Annotated in this window: 17 protein-coding genes; 13 read left to right on the top strand and 4 right to left on the bottom strand. The window is 71.9% G+C overall.

From position 1 onward, the window contains the following. Positions 1-60 precede the first annotated feature (60 nt). The 5 genes from GA0070215_RS12425 to GA0070215_RS12445 all read left to right on the top strand — a co-directional run bounded on the left by GA0070215_RS12425 (position 61) and on the right by GA0070215_RS12445 (position 10,198). A complete protein-coding gene (locus GA0070215_RS12425) occupies positions 61-846 on the top strand; it encodes an SGNH/GDSL hydrolase family protein (RefSeq protein WP_026267830.1) in 786 nt (261 codons plus the stop codon). A 107-nt stretch (positions 847-953) separates the two neighbouring features. Beyond that, entirely contained in the window at positions 954-3,632 is a 2,679-nt protein-coding gene (locus GA0070215_RS12430) for a type 1 periplasmic-binding domain-containing protein (RefSeq protein ID WP_091045558.1), read from the top strand. Between the two features lie 175 nt (positions 3,633-3,807). Beyond that, a complete protein-coding gene (locus GA0070215_RS12435; protein WP_141708187.1) occupies positions 3,808-7,299 on the top strand; it encodes a DEAD/DEAH box helicase family protein in 3,492 nt (1,163 codons plus the stop codon). Further along, on the top strand, positions 7,296-8,699 hold the full coding sequence (locus GA0070215_RS12440) for a restriction endonuclease subunit S (protein WP_091045418.1): 1,404 nt from the start codon (positions 7,296-7,298) through the stop codon (positions 8,697-8,699). The genes GA0070215_RS12435 and GA0070215_RS12440 overlap by 4 nt, the downstream gene beginning before the upstream one ends. Before the next feature lie 23 nt (positions 8,700-8,722). Next, positions 8,723-10,198, top strand: coding sequence for a type I restriction-modification system subunit M (locus tag GA0070215_RS12445; protein WP_244166969.1), 1,476 nt, complete (start codon positions 8,723-8,725; stop codon positions 10,196-10,198). A gap of 11 nt (positions 10,199-10,209) precedes the next feature. Here GA0070215_RS12445 and GA0070215_RS12450 read toward each other — a convergent pair whose 3' ends face one another. Further along, positions 10,210-10,449, bottom strand: a complete 240-nt coding sequence (locus GA0070215_RS12450) for a hypothetical protein (RefSeq protein ID WP_091045424.1) — start codon at positions 10,447-10,449, stop codon at positions 10,210-10,212. A gap of 26 nt (positions 10,450-10,475) precedes the next feature. Beyond that, entirely contained in the window at positions 10,476-10,823 is a 348-nt protein-coding gene (locus GA0070215_RS12455) for a hypothetical protein (RefSeq protein WP_377468759.1), read from the bottom strand. 123 nt (positions 10,824-10,946) lie between these two features. Between GA0070215_RS12455 and GA0070215_RS12460 the strand changes: the two genes are divergently transcribed. Both GA0070215_RS12460 and GA0070215_RS12465 read left to right on the top strand, forming a co-directional pair. Next, positions 10,947-11,714, top strand: a complete 768-nt coding sequence (locus GA0070215_RS12460; RefSeq protein WP_091045427.1) for a DUF5753 domain-containing protein — start codon at positions 10,947-10,949, stop codon at positions 11,712-11,714. Beyond that, positions 11,711-11,911: a DUF397 domain-containing protein gene (locus GA0070215_RS12465; RefSeq protein ID WP_091045431.1), complete on the top strand. Its 201-nt coding sequence runs from the start codon at positions 11,711-11,713 to the stop codon at positions 11,909-11,911. Before GA0070215_RS12460 ends, GA0070215_RS12465 begins: the two co-directional genes overlap by 4 nt. Positions 11,912-11,962: 51 nt before the next feature. Here GA0070215_RS12465 and GA0070215_RS12470 read toward each other — a convergent pair whose 3' ends face one another. Beyond that, the gene (locus GA0070215_RS12470) at positions 11,963-13,375 is read right to left on the bottom strand and encodes an alkaline phosphatase PhoX (protein WP_091045436.1); all 1,413 of its coding nucleotides are present in this window, start codon (positions 13,373-13,375) and stop codon (positions 11,963-11,965) included. A 183-nt stretch (positions 13,376-13,558) separates the two neighbouring features. On the opposite strand from GA0070215_RS12470, the gene GA0070215_RS12475 reads away from it, so the two are divergent. The 4 genes from GA0070215_RS12475 to GA0070215_RS12490 all read left to right on the top strand — a co-directional run bounded on the left by GA0070215_RS12475 (position 13,559) and on the right by GA0070215_RS12490 (position 18,339). After that, positions 13,559-16,075, top strand: a complete 2,517-nt coding sequence (locus GA0070215_RS12475) for an FtsK/SpoIIIE domain-containing protein (protein WP_091045439.1) — start codon at positions 13,559-13,561, stop codon at positions 16,073-16,075. A 55-nt stretch (positions 16,076-16,130) separates the two neighbouring features. Then, positions 16,131-16,910, top strand: coding sequence for a hypothetical protein (locus GA0070215_RS12480; protein ID WP_091045442.1), 780 nt, complete (start codon positions 16,131-16,133; stop codon positions 16,908-16,910). 152 nt (positions 16,911-17,062) lie between these two features. Beyond that, positions 17,063-17,326: a DUF6244 family protein gene (locus GA0070215_RS12485; RefSeq protein WP_018785191.1), complete on the top strand. Its 264-nt coding sequence runs from the start codon at positions 17,063-17,065 to the stop codon at positions 17,324-17,326. A gap of 170 nt (positions 17,327-17,496) precedes the next feature. After that, positions 17,497-18,339 (top strand): lipase family alpha/beta hydrolase, encoded by an 843-nt coding sequence (locus tag GA0070215_RS12490; RefSeq protein ID WP_091045446.1) that lies wholly within the window; start codon positions 17,497-17,499, stop codon positions 18,337-18,339. 69 nt (positions 18,340-18,408) lie between these two features. Here the strand turns inward: GA0070215_RS12490 and GA0070215_RS12495 are convergent, their stop codons facing one another. Next, entirely contained in the window at positions 18,409-19,995 is a 1,587-nt protein-coding gene (locus tag GA0070215_RS12495; protein ID WP_091045449.1) for a GMC family oxidoreductase, read from the bottom strand. A gap of 194 nt (positions 19,996-20,189) precedes the next feature. On the opposite strand from GA0070215_RS12495, the gene GA0070215_RS12500 reads away from it, so the two are divergent. Both GA0070215_RS12500 and pyk read left to right on the top strand, forming a co-directional pair. Then, positions 20,190-20,555 carry a YciI family protein gene (locus GA0070215_RS12500; protein ID WP_018785188.1) on the top strand — a complete coding sequence of 122 codons (366 nt, stop codon included), beginning with the start codon at positions 20,190-20,192 and terminating at the stop codon, positions 20,553-20,555. Between the two features lie 280 nt (positions 20,556-20,835). Further along, positions 20,836-22,284 carry a pyruvate kinase gene (gene pyk / locus GA0070215_RS12505; RefSeq protein ID WP_026267827.1) on the top strand — a complete coding sequence of 483 codons (1,449 nt, stop codon included), beginning with the start codon at positions 20,836-20,838 and terminating at the stop codon, positions 22,282-22,284. The last annotated feature ends 31 nt before the right edge of the window (positions 22,285-22,315 follow it).

Raw genomic sequence — 22,315 nt, forward strand, 5'->3', positions numbered from 1 at the left:
TCCCTCGGCCACGCGCGCGGTCAACGGGCTCCACCACCCCTGCCCCGTGGAGGCTCTACCATGCCCCGTCGCGTCCGTACCGTGCTCGCCGCCGTCCTGGCGGCCGTCCTCGGCGCCGTGCTCCTGCCCGGCGTCGCCCGGGCGGCCACCGTCAACTACGTCGCCCTCGGCGACTCCTACTCCTCCGGTGTCGGCGCCGGCCCGTACGACCTGTCCACCTGTCTGCGCAGCCAGAAGTCGTACGCCCCGCTGTGGGCCGCCGCCCACTCGGTCACCAGCTTCAAGTTCCCGGCCTGCGGCGGCGCGGTCACCGCCGACGTGCTGAACAACCAGGTCGGCCAGCTCAGCAGCAGCACCACGCTCGTCACCATCACCATCGGCGGCAACGACGCCGGCTTCGCCGACGTGATGACCAGTTGCCGCTTCGGCAGCACGTCCAGCTGCGAGAGCGCGGTCAACGAGTCCAAGGCGTTCGCCACCACGACGCTGCCGGCCCGCCTCGACGCCACGTACACCGCGATCCGCAACCGGGCGCCGAACGCCCGGCTGGTGGTGCTCGGCTACCCGCGGCTGTTCGAGACCGGCTACTGCGGACTGTTCGCGATGAGCAGCTACAAGCGCACCATCCTCAACCAGGCCGCCGACACGCTCAACGGCGTCATCGCCGGCCGGGCCGGCGCGGCCGGCGGTACGTTCGTCGACGCGCGGACGGTCTTCACCGGCCACGGCGTGTGCGCCGCCGATCCGTGGATCCGTGACGTCAGCGGCGTCATCGAGGCGTACCACCCGAACGCCAGCGGCTACCGCTACGGCTACCTGGCCGCGCTGACCGCCGCGATCGGCTGATCCGTACGACGAGGAGGGCCCCGCTCGGCACCCGTCGAGCGGGGCCCTCCTGCGGTTGCATCGAGCGTCGACAATGGTGTGACACCCTGTGCCACCCGGAGGTGACGATGCGCGAACCGGTGACCCGGCCGCGGCCGGTCCGCGAGCAACTCCCGTCCGGCGGCCCGGAACTTCTCACCCTGCTGGCCCGGCTGCTGCGCCGCCCACGCCGCGGCGACCGCCGGCTGCCGCTGCTCTGGCTGGTCCGGCCCGCCGCCGACGGTGCGACAGCGGCCCTGCTGCGGCGGTTCGCGGCGCGCCGGGCCGGGCGGCGGGTGCCGCACGCAGTGCTGGACCTGGCCGGCCGGCCCGCCGGCGACGACGTCGCGGCCGTCCTGCGCGAGTTGCACCGGCAGCTCTCGGTGGAGGCGTTTGGCGCTCCCCGGCTGCGGTTCCGGCACTACCCGCTGGCCGACTGGCTGATGCACCAGACGCTCGCCGTGGACCTGGACGCCGCCGACAGCGGCCGGGCCGCGCTGGTGCGCCGCCTGCGGGACTGGCGGGGACGGCGGGCCGGGGACGACCCCCAGGTCGGCGGCGACTCCGGCCTCGGCACCGCGGTGCATCTGCTGCTCTGGCTGCTGTGGCGGGCCGTGCCCAGCGTGGTGTTCCGGATCGCCGTGTCCGGCCGGGTGCCGCTCGTGGGCCGGCAGTACCGCTGGTTCATGCGTCAGCAGTACCTGGCGCCCCGGCAGTCGGTGACGTTCCTCGGCTTCGCCGAGCGGCTCACCGCCGGGTGGCGCGACGGCGAACACCCGGCCCAGGTGGAGAAGCTGCTGCTGCACGCGTTCCTGGAGGACCTGCGCCTGGCGTACCGGCGGCGGTTCTGGCGGCCGGGAGACTGGCGCCGCACCGCCTATCCGATGCTGGTGCTCGACGGCGCCCGCCCGGACAACGTCGGGCACACGCTGGTCCGGCTCGTCGACGAGGTGCGCAACGAGACCGGCCGCAACGACCCGCTGCTCGTCGTCGCGGTCGCCGCCGACCCGCCGCCGGAACCGGCCGCGGCCCGGCCGCTCACCCAGGCCGAGGAGGTGTACGAGGAGTGGGCCGAGGCGCTGCCGGAGAACCGCCGGCTGCGCCGCCCCGGCGCCTGGCTGATGCTGCTGGAGGCGGACGACCGGGACGTCGACGTCCCGGTGGGAGGCGTCCCGCCGGCCCTGGTCGCGCCCGACCCGCCCTGGTGGGCGCGGCGGTTCCTGCCCGCCGCGGTGGCTCTGGCGCTCGTCGCCGGGCTGGGCGTGTGGGCGCACGGACGGTGGGCGCCGGACTGCCGCCCCTGGCCCGCCGACCGGGTCTCCGTCCGGCTCGTGGGCGGGGAGTGCGTCGGCTACAGCGACACCGCCGGGCAGGTCTTCAACAGCGAGCCCGGGCAGGACCGGCTGCGCGCCGTACAGCGCCGCATCTTCGCCCAGAACCGGGCCGCCGAGGAGGTGTGGCGGCGCAGCGACCACCGCCGCCCCTACCTGACGCTTGTCTACCTGGGCAGCCTCACCGGTAACCGGACCCGGGCGGACGAGGAGTCCTACGTCTCCGAGCGGGAGGAACTGGAGGGCATGGCCACCGCCCAGTACGCCCTGCTGCAGGAGTCGGCGGCGGCGGACGACGCGGCGCTGCTGCACATCGTGGTGGCGAACGCCGGGCGGCAGATGCGGCACGCCGGCGACGCGGTACGGATGCTGGAGGGGCTGGCCCGCGACGACCCCACGGTGCTGGGCGTGGTCGGGCTGGTGGACAGCCGCACCAGTACGGCGGCGGCACTGCGCGAACTCAACCGGGTCGGCCTGCCGGTGCTCGCCCCCACGCTGTCGGCCGACCGGATGGACGCCAACTCCAGCCTCTACCTGGCCATGTCGGCGCCGAACCGGGACCAGGCCCGGATGGTCGAGGCGTATGCCCGGCAGGTGCTGCGGGTGGGGGAGGCGCACGTCTACTGGACCACCGGCGACCGCAGCTCGCTCACCGACGACCTCTACGTCGCCACCCTCGTCGACGGCCTGCGGGAACGCTTCGGCGACCGGATCACCCGGCTCGACGAGTGGCGCAGTGGACGGCGGCTCACCCAGGAGTGCGGCTACCCCGGGATGCTCTTCTTCGCCGGCCGCTGGTCGGAGTTCGACGGGTTCATGCGGGCGCTCAAGGAGTGCGGCGCGAACCCGCCCCGGCACCTGGTCGCCGACGACTCGGTGAACCGCTACATGGCCAACCCGGGGCTGCGCGCCAGCGCGCCGGGCAACCTGCCGGTCACGTACGTGTCGAAGGCCGCGCTGGCCACCTGCGCGGCGCTGCGGACCGCGCAGGCCGGGCGGGACGACGCCCGCGGCAGTTTCCTCACCTGGATCGGCGCGGACGGACTGCTCGACCCGCCCCGCTGCCGCGCCGGGACCGGCCCGCCGGTCGGCGAGCGGGTCAGCCTGGCCTACGACGCGACAATGATGACGGTACGCGCGCTGGAGAGCCTCGCCGCCCGGCTGCGTCACGCGGACACCGGCCGCCGCTGGGAGCCCCGCTCGGTGAATCCGGTCGGGGTGCACGCCGAGGTGCTGCGGCAGAACGCCGCCGGCGGTTACCCGGGGGTCAGCGGCCTGATCCGGTACGCCCCGGACTCCGGCGAACCGGTGGCGAAGCGGCTGGCGCTGCTCACCGTGGCGAAGGTGCCCGATGTGGACGCCGCCCCGGTCGAGGTGTTCCACTGCGGGGTGGCCGACGCAGGCCCCGACCCCGGCTGCCGTGCCACACCACGCTAGACGAGATCTTGGTACGTGGGCGCCCCTCGCGGGCCGTGCGCGTACCAAGATTCATGGGAACGAAGGGCTCAGCGGGTTCTGTCGGATACCTGATTCCGGCGTTCGATTGTGCTGCGTCAAGCATCGATCGTTTCTATCCTGACGTGTTCATTCCCGGCGACGCGCGTGGAGAGCTGTGGATCAGCGACAGGTACGACGGCTGGCGGAGCAGTCCGCCAACTTCGGATTCCTCAAGGATCATCCGCTTCTGGTCTGGTACGGCGCTGGAGCCGAGCTGCTCGTCTACGTCGACGCGCAGGCGGCGATGTTCAAGATCCGTGCCTTCGGCGACGAGCTGGCGAAGGACCTGGTGCGCCGCACCGACGCCCGGCCGCAGTCGGAGAAGTTCTTCCACCGGGTGCAGGCGCTCCAGGCCAACGGCACTCTCGTCCCGGAGATCTACCGTGCGTTCGATCGGTTGCGTGACCAGGGCAACCGCGCCGTACACGATCATCTGGGTGAGGTGCGCGCGGCGCTGGAGCTGCTGCGGACCTGTTTCGAGCTGGGCGTCTGGTTCCATCGCGCGCTGACCGGCGACCGCTCGCCGATCGGTTTTGTCCCGCCCACGCCGCCTCCCCAGCAGGTGCCCCAGAGCGTCGCCGAGGCGCTTGCGGCCGAGCTTGAGCGCTACAAGAACGAGCTGGCGCAGACCAAGCTGCTGCTCGACGGCAAGCTGTCCCTGGTGCAGGCCCAGGCCGACGCGCAGGCGGCGGCGGAACAGGCGGTCCACGCGGCGAGCGCCCGCCAGGGCGAGGCCGCCGCCCTGGTGGCGAGCCTGGAGCCGGCGGCGCACGAGGCGCAGCGGGCCGCCGAGCAGCGGAAGCCGGCACGGGTCTCCGCCGCCCGGCGGGAGGAGTTCATCGCCCGTGCCCGCCGCGCCTCCCACGAACCACTAAACGAGGTGCAGACCCGGGCTGAGATCGACAGGCAGTTGCGAGCCGCCGGCTGGGTGGTGCAGGACGAGAACCAGATCAACCTGTTCGCGGCCACCGGCGTCGCCGTCCGCGAGGTGACGCTCGCCACCGGCCGCGCCGACTACCTGCTCTACGTGGACCAGCGACTTGTCGGGGTGATCGAGGCGAAGCGGGAGGGCACCGCCCCGCGCGGAGTCGAGGCGCAGCTCGACCGTTACCTGAGCGGGCTGACCCCGGCGCAGAAGCTCAGCGCCTGGCGGCGGGACGAACCGTTGCCGTTCGGGTACGTCGCCACCGGCACGGAGACCGCCTTCGTCAACCGGCTGGACCCGTTCCCGCGTACCCGGGAGGTCTTCGCCTTCCACCAGCCCGCGACCCTCGCCCGGTGGATGCGGGAGGCCGACGACGACCGGGCCGCACCGACGCTGCGGGCCCGGCTGCGGCGGATGCCGGCGCTGGACCGGCTCGGTCTGCGACCCGCGCAGGTCGATGCCGTCGCAGGGCTGGAACGGTCGCTGGCCGAGGACCGTCCGCGGTCGCTGATCCAGATGGCGACCGGTGCGGGCAAGACCTTCACCGCGGTGACCGCCAGCTACCGGCTGCTCAAGCACGCCCGCGCCGCCCGGATCCTCTTCCTGGTCGACCGCAACAACCTCGGCAAGCAGACGCTGCGGGAGTACGCCAGTTACCAGGCTCCCGACGACGGGCGGAAGTTCACCGACCTCTACAACGTGGACCGGCTCTCCAGCACCGGCATGCTCGACTCGTCAGCCGTGGTCATCTCCACCATTCAGCGACTCTACGGCGCGCTGCGTGGCGTCGAGCTGCCCGACGTCGACGTGGACGATCGCGACTACGACAGCTACGACCTGGACGAGCCGGCCGAGGTGGCCTACAACCCGCAGCTTCCGCCGGAGACGTTCGACCTGATCGTGGTGGACGAGTGCCACCGCTCGATCTACGGCAAGTGGCGGGCGGTCATCGAGTACTTCGACGCGTTCGTGGTCGGGCTGACCGCCACGCCGGTCAAGCAGACACTCGGCTTTTTCCAGCAGAACCTGGTCTCCGAGTACACCTACGAGCAGGCCGTCGCCGACGGGGTCAACGTTGACTTCGACGTCTACCGGATCAAGACCGAGATCACCGAGAGCGGCGCGGACATTGAGGCCGGCACCGTCGTGCCGTTGCGGGACCGGCGTACCCGCGCTGAGCGCTATCAGGAGCTGGAGGACGACTTCACGTACGGCGGCAGCCAGGTCGGGCGGTCGGTGATCTCGAAGGGCCAGCTCAAACTGGTGCTGGAGACGTTCCGGGACAAGCTCTTCGAGGAGATCTTCCCGGGCCGGTCGACAGTGCCGAAGACACTGATCTTCGCGCGGGACGACAACCACGCCGAGGAGATCGTGCAGATGGTCCGGCTCGTCTTCAACCGGGGCAACGACTTCGTCAAGAAGATCACGTACGCCTCGCGGCGCGAGGGCGACAACCCGGACACGCTGATCCAGTCGTTCCGCAACAGCCCCGAGCTGCGGATCGCGGTGACCGTGGACATGATCGCCACCGGCACGGACGTCCGGCCCCTGGAGTGCGTCTTCTTCCTGCGCCCGGTGCGCAGCTCCACCTACTTCGAGCAGATGAAGGGGCGCGGCGCCCGGACCATCGACGCCGCCGACTTCCAGGCCGTCACGCCGGACGCCGAGGTCAAGGACCGCTTCGTCATCGTCGACGCGGTCGGTGTCACCGAGGCCGACCTGGACGAGGCGGTCCCGCTGCAACGCCATACGGAACGCCAGATCTCGCTGCGCGACCTGCTCCGCAAGGCCGGCACGCTGACCGCCGACGCCGACGAGGTGGCCACGCTCGCCTCCCGGCTGGCCCGGCTCAACCAGCAGCTCGCCGACGACGAACGCGCCGAGCTGGCCGACCTCGCCGGTCAGCCGCTCAGGGACATCGTGCGTGGCCTCACCGACGCGGTGGCCCCGGAACAGCTCAACCCGGCGACTCAGGCCGGCCCGGCTGCGGTGCGGGATCTGCTGGCCGGCGCGCTGCGCCCGCTCGCCGCGAACCCGCCTCTGCGGGAACGCATCCTGGAGATCCGCCGGGCACACGACATCACCATCGACGAAGTGAACGCCGACCGCCTGATCTCGGCGCAGGGCGTGCCGGCCGAGGAACGCGCCCAGGTCACTGTCAAGAGCTGGCACGACTACCTGGAGGAGCACCGCGACGAGATCACCGCGTTGCAGGTCTTCTACGAGGGCCGGGGCCGGGTGGGTTACGAGCAGCTCAAGGAACTGGCCGCGCGGATCGCCCGGCCGCCGCAGGCGTGGACGCCGGAGTCGCTGTGGAAGTCGTACGTCCTGCTCGGGCGCACCGCCGAGGCTCCCGGCAGCCGGGGCATCACCGATCTTGTCAGCCTCGTACGGTATGAGTTGGGGCTGGATCAGGAGCTGCGCCCGTACCGAAGCCTGGTCGAGGAACGCTTCCGTGGGTGGCTGCTGCGGCAGGAGCAGGCGGGCGCTACGTTCACTGCCGATCAGGCGTGGTGGCTGGAGAGGATCAAAGACGTGATAGCGGTCAGCGTGGAGATCAGCCCGGACGACCTGGAGGGCGCGCCGTTCACCGAGCGGGGTGGCATCGACGGGTACGCGGGCGCATTCGGTGAGCGCGCCGAGCCACTGCTGACGGAGCTGAACCAGGAGTTGTCCGCGTGACGCAACTGCCGGCTGGATGGGTTGAAGCGGCGCTGGGTCAGATCGCGGATACATCTCTGGGCAAGATGCTCGATCGTGCAAGATCCTCGGGCGATCATCTGCGTCCATATCTACGTAACGTCAACGTTCAGTGGGGGCGCATCGACTCGTCCGACGTCCTGACAATGGACATACCGCCTGAGCAGGAAGAGCATTTTAGACTCCGGAACGGCGACCTTCTGATTTGTGAGGGTGGCGAGATCGGTCGGTGTGCGGTATGGAGTGGCGGCGACGCCTATATGGCATTCCAGAAGGCGCTGCACCGGGTGCGCCCTCTCGGTGGCATAGATTCGCGCTACCTGCGCTACCTGCTTGAGCATCTCAGCCTCCGTGGCTTACTGGCGCGTTGGGCTACCGGAAGCACGATCAAACATCTCCCCCAAGAGCAACTTCGGCAGCTTCCTGTGCCGCTGCCGCCGCTGGCGGAGCAGCGACGGATCGTCGCCAACTTAGATGAATACCTATCACGGCACATCGCGGCGGGAGTCCTTATTGCAGAATCTCGGAAAAGGATTTCGCGGCTTCGCCGTCGCGTTCTTCAGAAGGTTGTCGAGCAGGAGTCTGCGCGGGCAGCAGTGGAGTCTGCCTCGATCGCATCTCTGGCGACCTCAGTACGCAACGGGGTGTTCGTGTCGCGCCCCAGCTCCGAGCCTTGCGGCGTTCCCATCCTACGGATCGGATCCGTCCGGCCACTTTCGCTCGACATCTCGGACGTTCGTTATTCTGGTCGAGGTCCGGATGACCTGAGGGCGCGGGGCAGTCTGCTGCATGAGGGGGATCTGCTATTCACGCGCTACAACGGGAACCCGGAGTATGTCGGAGCGTGTGCTTTCGTGCCCCAAGGCGTTGGTGATCTCACCTATCCTGACAAATTGATTCGTGTCGTCCTTGATCGGGGCAAGGCGCTTCCGGAATATGTTGCTATGGCTTGTAGCGTTGGCGGGGGGCGTGAGCAGATCAGAGGTATGGTGAAGACCACCGCTGGTCAGGCGGGGATATCGGGTCGCGATTTGAAGTCCGTGACGCTGGATCTCCCGCCGATTGAGGAGCAACAACGCCGTGTCGAGCTATTTGGAAGGTTCGATGCGGAAATCTCGCGCCTGGACGCCTTGCTCACCGAAGTTGAACACCGAGCCAGGTTGCTTCGGTCGTCACTGCTAGCGGAGGCTTTTGCCGGGCGGCTCGTGCCGCAGGATCCGGACGACGAGCCGGCGTCTGAGCTGCTTGCCCGGATTCGGGCCGAGCGGGCAGCCGCCGCGCCGAAGCAGAAAGCACGCGCATCGCGTACCCGGAAAGAGCTGGCGGCACCGCCGACCAGGGTGACCGGCAACAACTATCAGCAGGAGGCACTGCCGCTGTGAACACTGTGGATTCGCGTCGGTTGGTGCAGAAGCTGTGGAACTACTGCGACGTGCTGCGCGACGACGGCGTCTCAACCATCGACTACGTCGAGCAGTTGACCTACCTCCTGTTCCTCAAGATGGCCGACGAGCGCGCCCGTCGGACCATGAAGCCCGAACAGATCGTGCCGGACGAGCTAAGTTGGCAAACCCTGCTCGATGCCGAAGGCGATGCCCTGGAGGCGCAGTACCGGCAGATCCTCACCGGGCTGGGCAAGGAGGGCGGCACCCTCGGCACCATCTTCCGCAAGGCCCAGAACAAGATTCAGGATCCGGCGAAGCTCAAGCGGCTGATCGTGGACCTGATCGGCAAGGAGTCCTGGTCGGGCACCGGTGTCGACGTCAAGGGCGACGCCTACGAGGAACTGCTCGCCAAGGGAGCGGAGGACGCCAAGTCCGGCGCGGGGCAATATTTCACGCCCCGCGCGCTGACCGCCGCGATGGTCGACTGCATGCTGCCTACGCCGGACGACACGATCACCGACCCGGCCTGCGGCACCGGCGGCTTCCTGCTCGCCGCCTTTGAGTACATTCAGCGGCACCACGGCGGCGCGCTGACCCCCGACCAGCGGCGGCGACTCGCCAATGGCGCGATCACCGGGACCGAGCTGGTCGACGGCACCGCCCGACTGGCCGCCATGAACATGCTGCTGCACGGCATCGGCACGCCGAACGGACCATCCCTCATAGCCGTCCGGGATGCACTCGGCAAGGAGCCCGACAGGCGGGTGAGCCTCGTGCTGGCCAACCCGCCGTTCGGCCGTAGCTCCTCGATCCGGGTCGTCGGTGAGGACGGCCGGTCCAGCCGCGAGGAACGGGAGATCGAGCGGGGCGACTTCTGGGCCACCACCGCCAACAAGCAACTCAACTTCGTCCAGCACATCGCCTCCCTGCTGGAGATCGACGGCCGCGCCGCCGTCGTGCTGCCCGACAACGTGCTCTTCGAGGGCGGCGCGGGGGAGACCATCCGCCGTCGGCTGCTCAAGCAGTACGACCTGCATACCCTGCTGCGGCTGCCCACCGGCATCTTCTACGCGGGCGGTGTGAAGGCCAATGTGCTCTTCTTCGAGCGCAAACGTGCCCGTGAGGAGCCGTGGACCCAGAAGCTCTGGGTGTACGACTTCCGTACCAACCAGCACTTCACTCTCAAGCAGAACCCACTGCGCCGCGAGCACCTCCAGGACTTCGTCGACTGCTACCTGCCAGGCAAGGACCGTGCCGAGCGGGTGGAAACCGAGCGCTTCCGCGCGTTCTCGTACGACGAGTTGATCGCCCGGGACAAGGTCAACCTCGACATCACCTGGCTCAAGGACGCCTCACTGGAGGACGCCGACTCGCTACTGCCACCCGAGGTGATCGCCCAGGAGATTGTCGACGATCTGCAAGCAGCTCTCGCGGAGTTCGCCGCCATCGCCGAAGCGCTCGGGTCGAGGTCGACGGATCGAGCCGTGGAGGCGTAGCGCATCCGTCCTCATGGAAGCGGCGGCGAGCGCAACGGAGCCCAGCCGACGAAGCGGGCGAACAGCGCCTGCGGGCTCGGGGCCTCGTGCGGGTTGAGGCGATGCAGTTCCTGAGCCGCGTCGTAGAGCTGCCCGCACAGATAGACCGACAGGGCGAGGCGATCAGCCGCGTACTCGGCGAGCAGCGCTAACCGAGCCTCCGCGCACGGCCACGGGTGAGCACAGCGCTTGCAGATCCAGAGCGGTCGCATTGGCAAATGAGGGCGGGTGCCGGTGCTCACGCCGGCACCCGTGTCCGCGTGGCCATCTGCAGACGGTGGCCGACGACCGCGTCTTCGCCGGTCCTGACGTCCAGCCACTGCAGCCCGGCCGGCTGGACGAACAGCTCTCGCTTGCTGACCGCGTCGCCTTTGGCGTTCAGCTCGTACGCCTCGATCCACGTCCAGCCGTCGTACGTGTGGCGATCCTCGATCTCCCGGATCACGCGAACGGTGATCGGGCGACAGAATTGCACGCTCGCCGTGCGGCCGAGGCGTAGGAGATCCCCCGCCTTGATCGGGCGAGCATCCGTCGGCGTGGTCGGCGGTGCGCTGGTATGCCTCGCCTTCAGCTTGTCGTCGGGCACGGACTTCCCCCCTTGGGACGTTGGCTGCATCACCTGTACGCCACCTTGCCGACGGCTACGGGACCAATACACAGCGTCGTCGTATGGTGTCGGGGTGTCCTGGACGTCCATAGGGGAGGAAGGATGAATCACGCACTCCAGGTGGCGATGGCCGAAGCTGGCGAGACGGCAGAGAGCCTCGCAGCTCAGACCGGCGTGGATCCGAAGACGGCGGCCCGTTGGATCTCTCCGGGACGTGTTCCGCAACCTCGCCGACGTGCCCAGGTGGCCGCGCTCCTCCACCGGGACGTTGGGGATCTTTGGCCCGATGTCCTCAAGCGCCGCGAGCCGCCGTGGTTGCGTGAGTGGGTCGACTGGGAACGGGATGCCGTTGCGATCCGCTGGTTCGAGCACACGTGGGTGCCCGGCCTGTTGCAGACGGAGGCGTACGCGCGGGCCACCCTCACGGGCGAGGCGCTGACCTCGGCGGAGGTCGATGAGCTGGTCGCCTCGCGGATCGAACGACAGGTGATCCTCCGTCGGGATCGGCCGCCCCTGGTCGTGGCGGTCATCTTCGAGGGCGTGCTCCATCAGTCGGCCTACGGCGACCGTGAGCTGATGCGGGAGCAGCTTGAGCATCTGGTCCGCTGCGCAGCCCTGCCCGGGATGCAGATACACGTCGTGCCGAGGGACATCGGCCTGTACCCAGGGCTCGGTGGTGGCTTCATCCTCGCCGAACTGCCCACCGGTGAGCATGTCGCGCACGTCGACAGCCAGGCGTCCGCGCAGCTCCTTAATGAGGCTGCTGCCGTTGCTACGCTCAGCCGTAGGTGGGAGCGCATCAGGGGCGAGGCCCTCTCCCGAACCCAGTCACTAGACCTGATCAGGGAAGCGGCAGGATCATGGACATGACCGGTGCGCGATGGCGCAAGAGCACGAAGAGCGGCAACAACGGCGGCTCTTGTGTGGAGGTCGCCGACAACCTCGCGAGCGTCGTGCTGGTCCGAGACACCAAGGACCGTGCCGGTGGAATGCTGGCCTTCGAACCAGTCGCCTGGCAGCGCTTCGTCGACCTGGCCAAGGAGATCGGCGTACGCGAAGGCCAGTGACAGCAGATCGGACGGCCGGCGGTTCCCGCCCGGGAACCACCGGCCGCCCCCTCAGCGGTGTGCGTTGCTCGGCCGCCCCCACGGACCGGTGATCGCGAACACGTACCCCGGCGACTGGATGTTGGCGAACAACGTCTTCCCGTCCGCGCTGAACGTCGGCCCGGTGAACTCGCTGTCGTTGAGTTCGTTGCGCGCCAGCGGGTACGCCTTGCCCTGCTCGGTGACGCCCACCAGGTGCGACACGCCCTCGCCGTCCTCGGCCAGGATCACCCCGCCGTACGGCGAGACGGTGATGTTGTCCGGCCCGTCGTAGTTGCCGTCGTCGGCCTCCGGGTCGGTGTTCACCCCGAAGATGGTCTTCAGCGTCACCGTCTGCCGGCGCGGGTCGTAGAACCACACCTGGCCGTCGTGCTCGTTTGTGCTGCCGTCGTCGAGCCGGGCGTAGCTGGCCACGAAGTAGGCGCCGCCGTCACCCCACCAGGCGCCCTCCAGCTTGCGGCTGCGGGTCACCTCGTCATCGGTGAACTGCTTGCGCACGGACACGGTCCGGGCGTCGCGGTCGGGCACCTCGACCCACTCCACCCGGTAGCGGGTACCGGGCGTGGTGGCCTCCGACAGGTCGGCCACGTGGCCGTCGCCGCGCAGGCAGCGCATCGCGGCGAGGCTGCCGGCGGTCGCGCCGTCGGGCCGCTGGGCGAGCGCCCGCAGCGCGCCCTTGCCGGCCCGGAAGCCGGGCGGTGGCGTCCACCGGAAGTACAGGCCGTTGGGCCCGCTCGCGTCCTCGGTCAGGTAGATCGAGTGGGTGTACGGGTCGACCGCAACCGCCTCGTGCGAGTACCGCCCGAGGAACGTCAGCGGCACCGGATCGGTGTTGGCGGACCGGTCGTGCGGGTCGACCTCGAAGACGTACCCGTGGTCCTTCAGGAACCGCCCACCGGCCCGTTGCTCGGTCTCCTCGCAGGTCAGCCACGTGCCCCACGGGGTGATGCCACCGGCGCAGTTGTTGTGCGTGCCGGCCACGCTGACGTACTCGCGCAGCCGCCGCCCGTGCTTGTCCACCTCGATGGTGGTGGTGCCGCCGCGGGCGCCCGGGTCGTAGGTGAGGCCTGACAGCGCCGGCACCGGGTAGGGCTCGTCGCCGCCGATCTCGTGGTTGTTCACCAGCACCGAGCCGTGCGGACCGCGGAAGCAGCCGGTGCCGTCCGCGTCGCTCGGGGTGGGCTGCCCGGACTCCAGCAGCGTCGCGCCCGCCTGTGCGACGACCGTGTACGAGAAGCCCGGCGGCAGCGCCAGCAGACCGGCCGGATCCGGCACCAGGTCGCCGTAGCCGACTGCGGGGCGGCACGCGGGCCGGGCCGCGGCCGGGCCGGCGATGGCCTCCAGGCTGCCGGCCACCACGATGCCGAGTCCGCCGGCCACGCCGCCGCGCAGCAGGGACCGCCGGGGAAGAGGTGAGGTGGTCACGTCGTCGCCTTCCTGTGCACACATTGCCTGGGGGAAGGCAAGCCGGGCCGGGGGAACGGCGGGCGGCGCGCCCGCCCGCCGGCGCGTGAACAGCTGACGAATCCCCGGTGCGGAGCGCCCCGTGCCGGTGCGGCGCGCGTCCGTTAGGGTTCCCTTTCGATCGCAGACGTCGGAGGGCGGACGGTGGGCAGACTCGCGACGGCGTACCGGCAGGCGGTCGATCGGCATCGACGGGCGGTGCGGCACTGGGAGGCGGCCCGGCGGCTGCTGGGCGCCGCCGGTCCGGCGCCGGTGGGCAGCCCCGAACTGGTCGCGCGGCTGGCCCGGCTCGGCGGTGAGCTGGCCGCCGCGGTGCCCGGCACCGCACGCGTCGCCACCCACCCCGTTCCGGTACGCCTCGGCGCGGCGACCACAGTCGACGGCGCGTTCCCGGTGCTCGTGCCGGTGGGTGCGGGCGCGCACCTGGCGGTCGACGCGGACGCCCGTGACCCGCGCGTCGGCGAGCTGCTGCGCGCGGTGGTGGTACGGCTGCTGACCGCCGCGCCGGCCGGCGCGATCCGGGTGGCCGGGATCGACCAGGCCGCCTTCGGCGCGGTGTTCCTGCCGCTGCGCCCGCTGCAGGACGCCGGGGTGCTCGCCCCGGCGGCGACCACCGAGGCGGAGAGGACGGCCCTGCTCGACGCGGCCGAGCGGCACGCGCGCACCGCCCAGCGGTCCGCGCCGGAGGACCGCGAGCTGCTGGTGGTGGTCGCCGCGTCCGCGCCGCCGCCCCGGGAACTGGCCCGTCTGGCCGCGCTCACCCACGCCGGCCCGGCCGCTGCCGTCTGCGTGCTGCTGGCCGGCCATCCACCGGCCGGGCCGGGCGCCGCGCCGCCGCTGGGCGCCACCACCCAGCTCCGGGTCACCGAGCGCTACACCCTCGTCGGCGACCCGCCCGGGCGTCCGTTCAGCACCGACGGCAGCGGGTTGGCCGCGCCCGTGGTGCTCGACGGCGACCCGTCGCACGCCTCTGTCACCGCGCTGGCCCGCCGGTACGCCGAGGCCGCCGTCCAGGACGGCGTCACGTTCGCCGACCTGCTCCCGGCGCAGCGCTGGGCCGGGTCCGCCGCCTCCGGGCTGCGTACCGTCCTCGGCCGGGCCGGACGCCGTCCGCTGAGCGTGGCGTTCGACGACGTGACCCCGCACTGGCTGATCGGCGGGCGTACCGGCGCCGGCAAGACGGTCCTGCTGCTCGACGTGCTCTACGGCCTGGCCGCCCGCTACTCCCCGGCCGAGCTGCGGCTGATGCTGCTCGACTTCAAGGAGGGCGTCAGCTTCACCGAGTTCGTGCCCACCGGCCGCGACCCGTCCTGGCTGCCGCACGCCGACGCGGTGGGCATCGAGTCCGACCGCGAGTACGGCGTGGCGGTCCTGCGCGAGCTGCGCGCCGAACTGGGCCGCCGCGCCGACCTGCTGAAGCGGCACGGGGTCAGCCGCCTGGCGGACCTGCCGCCCGACGCCCGGCCACCCCGGATCGTCACAGTGGTCGACGAGTTCCACGTGCTGTTCGCCGGCAACGACGCGCTCGCCCGGCAGGCGGTCGACCTGATCGAGGAGCTGGCCCGCAAGGGCCGCTCGTACGGCCTGCACCTGGTGCTGGCGAGCCAGAGCACCACCGGCATCGAGGCGCTCTACGGCCGGGCCGAGGCCATCTTCGGGCAGTTTCCGCTGCGTATCGCGCTGCCCGGCGGCGACGCCGTGCTGGACCCGCGCAACGACGCCGCACGCGGGCTCACCGTCGGCGCCGCCGTGGTGAACACCGGCGCGGGCGCGCCCGGCTCCGACGTCGAGGTGCGGTTCCCCGACGCGCACGCCGCCTCGGTCGACCTCGCCGCACTGCGCCACGAACTGCACGCGGCCCGCCCGGCCGGGTCGCGCCCGCCGGCCGTCTTCCGGGGACACGAGACGCCGCTGCTCACCGACGATCCCGCCTGGACGGCGCTGACGCCCGGCGCCGACCCGCCGTACGCGCTCGTCGGCCGCGTGGTCGACGTCCCCGGCAGCCCGGCCGGGTTCGGGCTCGACGCGAGCCCGGGCCGGCACCTGGCAGTGGTCGGCACCGCCCCGGCCGGCGCGGACGTGCTCCGGTCGGCCACCCTGGCCCTGGCCCGCCAGCACGCCCCCGGCACCGCCCGGTTCCTGTTCGCGCCACTGGCGCCGGGCACCACCGACGCCGCCGACGACCTGGCCATGACGCTCGCCGCCGCCGGGCACCCGGTCCGGCGCCTCGACGCCGGCGCGCTGCGCGCCCAGCTCGCCGACGCCGCGACCGGCGACGCCCCGGCGACCGGGCGCACCTACCTGGTGGTGTTCGGGATGGACGCCGCCGCCACCACGCTCGCCGCCTCCGACCCGGCGACGTTCCGATCCGGGTACGACGACCTGCGCGCCGTGCTGCGCCACGGCCCGGCGCGCGGCGTGCACGTGCTCGGCTGGTGGCGCGGGCTGCGCCGGCTCGCCGACGACCTCGGCGGCAGCGGGCACCGCGACGACGTGACCGGCCTGGTCGCGCTCAACGTCCCCGCCGCCGACCTGGGCCTGCACCTCGGCGTGCACGACCTCGCATACGTCCCGCGCGACGGCCGTGCTCTGCTCGTCGACCGGCACGAGCACCGCACCGCGCTGATCGTGCCGTTCGCCGGGGGTGATGGCTCCCCGTGAGCGCGAGGAGTGAGCCGGGTTTGCGAGCCCCGCAGTCGCTGACGAAAGACAACACATGAGCGGATTCGACGAGTACGCGGCGCTGCTGCGGGAGCTGTCGACGCGGCAGCGGGGCGGGGAGCGGGAGATCGCCGCCGAGGCGGAGCGCCGCCGTGGCCTGCAGAGCGCCGTCGACTCGCTCGGGCAGCGGCTCGCCGCCCAGGGGCAGCACCTGGACCGGCTCGGGCAGGCGATCGGCGTGCCGATGACGTCGGTCCCGGCGGAGGCGCCGGCACCGGCGATGGCGGCCGGCGGGGGAGCGCCCGGTCCCGCACCCGGACCGGGGGACGGGGGGACCGGCGGCGCAGCCGCCGCGCCGGGGCGGCCGGAGGTCGGGGCGTACCCCTCGGGGGTTGTTCCGGCGCCGCGGGCCGGTGACCCGGCGGCGGAGCTGGCGGCGGCCGGCCGGCTCGCCGAGGAGGCCGACGGGTACGGGCAGCAGGCCGACGCGCTGGCCCGCACGCCGGTGTTGCTGCCCACCTGGTCGGCGCCGGCCCGGGCGGTGGCGGTGTACGGGGGCTGCGCGCTCGCCGGTTCGCTGCTGATGCTGATCGCGATCGTGGGCTCGTCGATGCCGGTGTCCGGGCTGGACCTGGTGGCGGCGCTGTCCTGCGCGGGTGTGCCGCTGCTGTCCTTCGTGGCCGGTCAGGTCGTGCTCGCCCGCTGGGGCCGCCCGGCGCTGGAGGGTGACGCACCGCCGCCCGGGCGGTACGTTCCGCTCGGTTTCGTGATCTGCGCGCTGGTCTCCCCGTCCTTCTTCTGCCTCTACCTCCTCCTGTTCCGCCTCCTCCGCTGACCCCTGCCCCTTTCCTCCGTCGATCATGGAGTTGCGGCCCCGACGGTGCGGCATATGTGGCTTGTGGGCGGGCGGACAGTGCAAGATCGCGAAGGTGGTGGGGTGGGGTGGGACGGTAGGGTGCGGGGACGGGTGGAGCTGGGGGAGGGCGTGTGAGCGCGGCGGAGATCATCGCCAGGCTGGCGGCGGCGGCACGGAAGCTGGACGAGGCCAAGGCGCGCACCGCCGCTGCCGCGCAGGACGCGGCTGAGGCGCGGGCGCTGGTGGCGGGTGCGCTGGAGGGAGCCACGGCGGGCCCGCTGATCGGGGTCATCGACTCCTACCGGCAGGCGCTGGCGCAGGCCGCGCAGGGCGGGGAGCCGGCCCGGCAGCACGTGCAGGAGACCATCGCGAAGGTTCAGGCGCTGGGCAACTGAGCCCGGTCCGGCATGCCGGTTTGCGCGCAGGGCGCGACAAGGGTTACCGCCGCGTAACTTTCCATTGACGTGTGTGAAATCGGACACGCATCATCGTGTCCACGATCGATCGGATCCCACCCGTCCCCCCGGGCCCGCCCGGGTGCCTCCCCCCTCCGGAGGTGCAGCCCATGCTGCTCCGAACGATCCTGGCCGTCACCACCACCGCCGCCACCGTCCTGCTCGTACCGGCCGCCGCCCAGGCCGCCGACGCGAGACCCCCCGCCCCGCCGAACAGGGCCGCCGCCGCGGAAGCCCCCGCTCCGTCGACCACGGCCACCGCCGTCACCGCAGCGCAACGGGCCGCCGCCGCTGCCGCCGACCCGGTCGTCGTGGTCGGTGGCCTGAGTGGAATCGCCATCGCCTACGGACCGATCGCCGCCCGGTTGCGCGCCGACGGCTACCGGGTCTCGATCTTCCAGTTGCCGAACCTCGGTCTCGGCGACATCCGCGAGTCGGCCCGGGCGTTGTCGTCCTACGTGGACCGGGTGCGCGCCACCACCGGCGCGGCCCGCGTCGACCTGGTCGGCCACTCCGAGGGCGGCCTGGTCAGCCGCTGGTACGTCAAGTACCTCGGCGGCGCGGCCACCGTCGACCAGTACGTCAGCCTGGGCAGCCCGCAGTACGGCACCTACGTCGCGAACCTTCTCGCAGTCCTGGGGCTGGGCAGCTGCGCCGGGGTGATCGCCTGCCAGCAGATGACCATCGGGTCGAGCTTCCTTGCCGACCTCAACGCCGGGGACGACACCCCCGGCCCGGTGCGCTGGGCCACGGTACGCACCTGGCAGGACGAACTGGTCCGGCCGGTCGACAACGCCGTGCTCGCCGACGGCGCCACGAACATCCTCGTACAGGCGTGGTGCCCGCTACGGGTCGTCGGCCACCTCGGGCTGGTGCTGGACGGCACCACGTACACGGCGGTGCGCCAGGTGCTCGCGGGCGCCACGGTCCGGCCGAACTGCTTCGCGGTCTGACGGACGTGCCCGGGCCCGCCGTCGCGCGCGCCCGGGCGCGCCCGGCCCTGTGGTGCGGCGTCGGGCGGGTCAGTCCGCGTCCCTGATCACGTCGGCGGCCCGCCAGGCCAGCGCGCTCACCGGCGCGCTGGTCCAGCCGGCCACCATCACCGGCAGCACCGAGGCGTCGACGACCCGCAGCCCGTCCACGCCGCGGACCCGCAGTTCGGGGTCGACCACGTGGTCGTCGCCGTCGCCCATCGCGCAGGTGCCGACCGCGTGGTAGCCGCAGTATCCGCGTGCCACCGCCGCGTCGACGATCTCCGCGTCGGTAGTGGCCGCCGGGCCGGGCACCGTCTCGGCCTTGATCCGCTTCGCGATCGGCCCGGTGCCGAAGAACTCGCGCATCCGGCGGAACAGGTCCACCGCCACCCGCCGGTCGTGCTCGGCGGTCAGGTAGTTCGCCACGATGGCCGGCGCCGTACGCGGGTCCGCGTCGGTGATCGTCAGGCTGCCCTCGCTGTCCGGCCTGGTGACGGTGCCCAGACACATCACGCCCGGCTCCCGTTCCAGCACCAGCGCCCTGCCGGGGCGCGGCGGGGCGGCCGAGAACGGCGCCATCAGCAGGTGCGCGTCCGGGCGTTCCAGCTCCGGCCGGGACTTGAGGTGGGCCGCCACGTCCAGCACCGGCAGGGCGAGCGGGCCGCCCCGGGTGAGCAGCCAGCGCAGTGTCGCCCGGGCCTGCCCGAGTGGGCTGCCGATGGTCATGTTGTGGCCGCCGGGTCCGGCGAGGCGGTACTGGAGCACCATCGACCGGTGCTCGCGCAGCCCGGCGCCGACCCGGGGCCGGTCGAGCAGCACCGGCACCCCGGCCGCGCGAAGCGTGTCCGCCGGGCCGATGCCGGAGACCTGCAACAGGTGCGGGGTGGCGAGGGCGCCAGCGGCGAGGATCACCTCACCGGCGGCCCGGTACTCGGTCTCCCGGCCACCCCGGGCCACCCGTACGCCGGTGGCCCGGCCGCCCTCGACGAGCACCCGCAGGACGACGGCGCCGACCTCGACGGTCAGGTTGGGCCGGCGCCGGACCGGGTGCAGGAACGCGTCCGCGGCGCTGACCCGGCGTCCGGCGTGGATGGTGGCGGTGGGGTAGCCGATCCGCTCGTCGTCGTGGGCGTCCAGGTCGTCGGCCCGGCGCCAGCCCAGTTCGGCGCCGGTGGCCACCATCTCCTCGGCGAGCGGGTCGGTGCCGGTGGCGATGGACAGCCGCACCGGTCCGCCCGTGCCCCGGTGCGGCGCGGGCCCGAGCGGGTGGTCCTCCAGTTGCGGGAACACCGTCCGCATCGCCGACCAGCCCCAGCCCAGCGGTTCCAGGGCGGCCCAGTCCCGGGCCGCGCCGCGGCTCCAGATCATGCCGTTGACCGACGTCGAGCCGCCGATCATCCGTCCGCGCTGCCAGATCTCCTGGCGGCCGGGCCCGGTGGTGGCCGGGTAGTGCCAGGCGGTGCGCTCGTCGTCCATCAGCCGGGAGAACGCCTTCGGCACCCGCACGTACGGGCTGCGGTCCCAGCCGCCCGCCTCCAGCAGCAGCACCCGCGTCCCCGGATCCTCGGTGAGCCGGTTGGCCAGCACGCATCCCGCCGCGCCGGCCCCCACGATGACGTAGTCGAACTCCTCCACAGCGGACCCCCACTCGCGAGAATCCCTCTGACAGTAGTTGCTCGATCACATTCCGCGAAAGGGGCCGGGCGTCCGGGTCGGGCGGCCCCGACGGCGCCATGGGATCGGCGGCATCCCCGGGCAGTTGCGGCGAGCGGCCCCCGCGCACCGGGTCGCCGTGGGAGGCTGGGCGGAACGGGGGTCAGGAGGTGCGCATGGCCGCGACGCCACAGCTCGACTTCGCGCTTGACACGTACGAGTGCATCGTGCTCTACCCGGGGCCCTCGGGGCGGGCCCTGCCGGACGAGACCGTGCAGCGGTTGCAGGCCGAGCACCTCCAGCACATGCAGGCGCTGCAACGGCGCGGCATCGTGCTCGTGGACGGGTCGGTGGACGGTCCGGCCCGGGAGCCCGACCCGCCGATCGGCTTCGGCCTGGCCCGGACCGGCTCGGTGGACGACGTCCGCAGCGTGATGGAGGCCGACCCGGCGGTGCAGGCCGGGCTCTACCGGGTCGAGGTGCTCATCTTCCTCTGCCCGGCCGGCTCACTGGAGTTCCCGCTGGTCAAGACGGAGAGCTGAGGCTCCGCGCGAGCCTTCTCCGGCGGCGCCGTGCGCTGCCGCGTACCCCCGGCCCGCCCACGGCCGTACGGCCGGGCGCGGCGGCCCGGCCCTGCCCCCGGCCGGCCCGTGACGGCGAGCGGTACGATTTCTCACCGCGCGGTCGCCGATGCCCGCCACACGACGTTCCGGTGCGGTACGCCTACCGCCCGCCCACGCGGTTGACGCGCGTCGTTGGACAACTGTTCCGCAGTCCGCAAGGGGTCGGCCGGGAGGCCGATCCGGAGGAGAGACTAGCCTGATGGGCGTGACACGCCGCGCGAAGATCGTCTGCACTCTCGGCCCCGCAACCGCCTCCCCGGAGCGTATCCGCGGGCTTGTCGAAGCCGGTATGAACGTGGCGAGGCTCAACTTCAGCCACGGCAGTCACGCCGACCACGAGTCGGTCTACCGGCTGGTCCGCGAGGCGGCTGAGGCGGCCGGCCGGCCGGTCGCCGTGCTCGCCGACCTCCAGGGCCCCAAGATCCGTCTCGGCCGGTTCGCCGACGGCCCGCACGAGTGGCGTACCGGCGACTCGGTCGTGATCACCGGCGACGAGGTGACGGGCACCAAGGAGCGGGTCTCCTGCACCTACCGCAAGTTGCCGCAGGAGGTGAAGCCGGGCGACCGGCTGCTGATCGACGACGGCCGGGTCGCGGTCGAGGTCAGCGACGTCACCGGCAACGACATCCGGTGCCTGGTCACCGAGGGCGGCCCGGTCTCCAACAACAAGGGCGTCTCGCTGCCGAACGTCGCGGTGAGCGTCCCGGCCCTGTCCGACAAGGACGCCGAGGACCTGCGTTTCGCCCTCGGCCTCGGCGTCGACCTGGTCGCGCTCTCCTTCGTCCGCTCACCGGAGGACATCAAGCTCGTCCACTCGATCATGGACGAGGAGGGCGTGCGCCGCCCGGTCCTGGCCAAGGTCGAGAAGCCGGAGGCGGTCGACCACCTGGAGGCGATCGTGCTCTCCTTCGACGGCGTCATGGTCGCCCGCGGCGACCTCGGCGTCGAACTGCCGCTGGACCAGGTGCCGCTGGTGCAGAAGCGCGCCGTGCAGCTGTGCCGGGAGAACGCCAAGCCGGTCATCGTGGCCACCCAGATGCTCGACTCGATGATCGAGAACTCCCGCCCGACCCGTGCCGAGGCCTCCGACGTGGCGAACGCGGTGCTCGACGGCGCGGACGCGGTGATGCTCTCCGGCGAGACCAGCGTCGGCAAGTACCCGGTGCTCACCGTCAGCACCATGGCGAAGATCATCACCACCACCGAGGCCGGTTCGATCGCCGTCCCCCGGCTGCAGCACGATCCGCGTACGCACGGCGGCGCGCTGACCGTCGCCGCCTCGTCGATCGCCCGGGCCATCGGCGCCAAGGCCATGGTCGCGTTCTCGCAGACAGGTGACACCGTCAAGCGGCTGGCCCGGCTGCACTGCGACCTGCCGCTGCTGGCGTTCACGCCGGTGCCGGAGGTACGCAACCAGCTCGCGCTGTCCTGGGGCGTCGAGACGTTCCTGATGCCGTTCGTCGAGCACACCGACGACATGTTCCGCCAGGTCGACCAGGCGCTGCTCGGCCTCGACCGGGCCAACCCGGGCGACTACGTGGTGATCGTGGCGGGCAGCCCGCCCGGCACCCCCGGCTCGACCAACACGCTGCGCGTGCACCAGCTCGGTTCGCTGGTCGACGCCGCTTCGGCCCGGGCTCTCCAGTGAGCGCGAGGAGTGAGCCGGGTTTGCGAGCCCC

Origin of the sequence: Micromonospora marina, from assembly GCF_900091565.1 — a bacterium.
Lineage (GTDB): Bacteria > Actinomycetota > Actinomycetes > Mycobacteriales > Micromonosporaceae > Micromonospora > Micromonospora marina.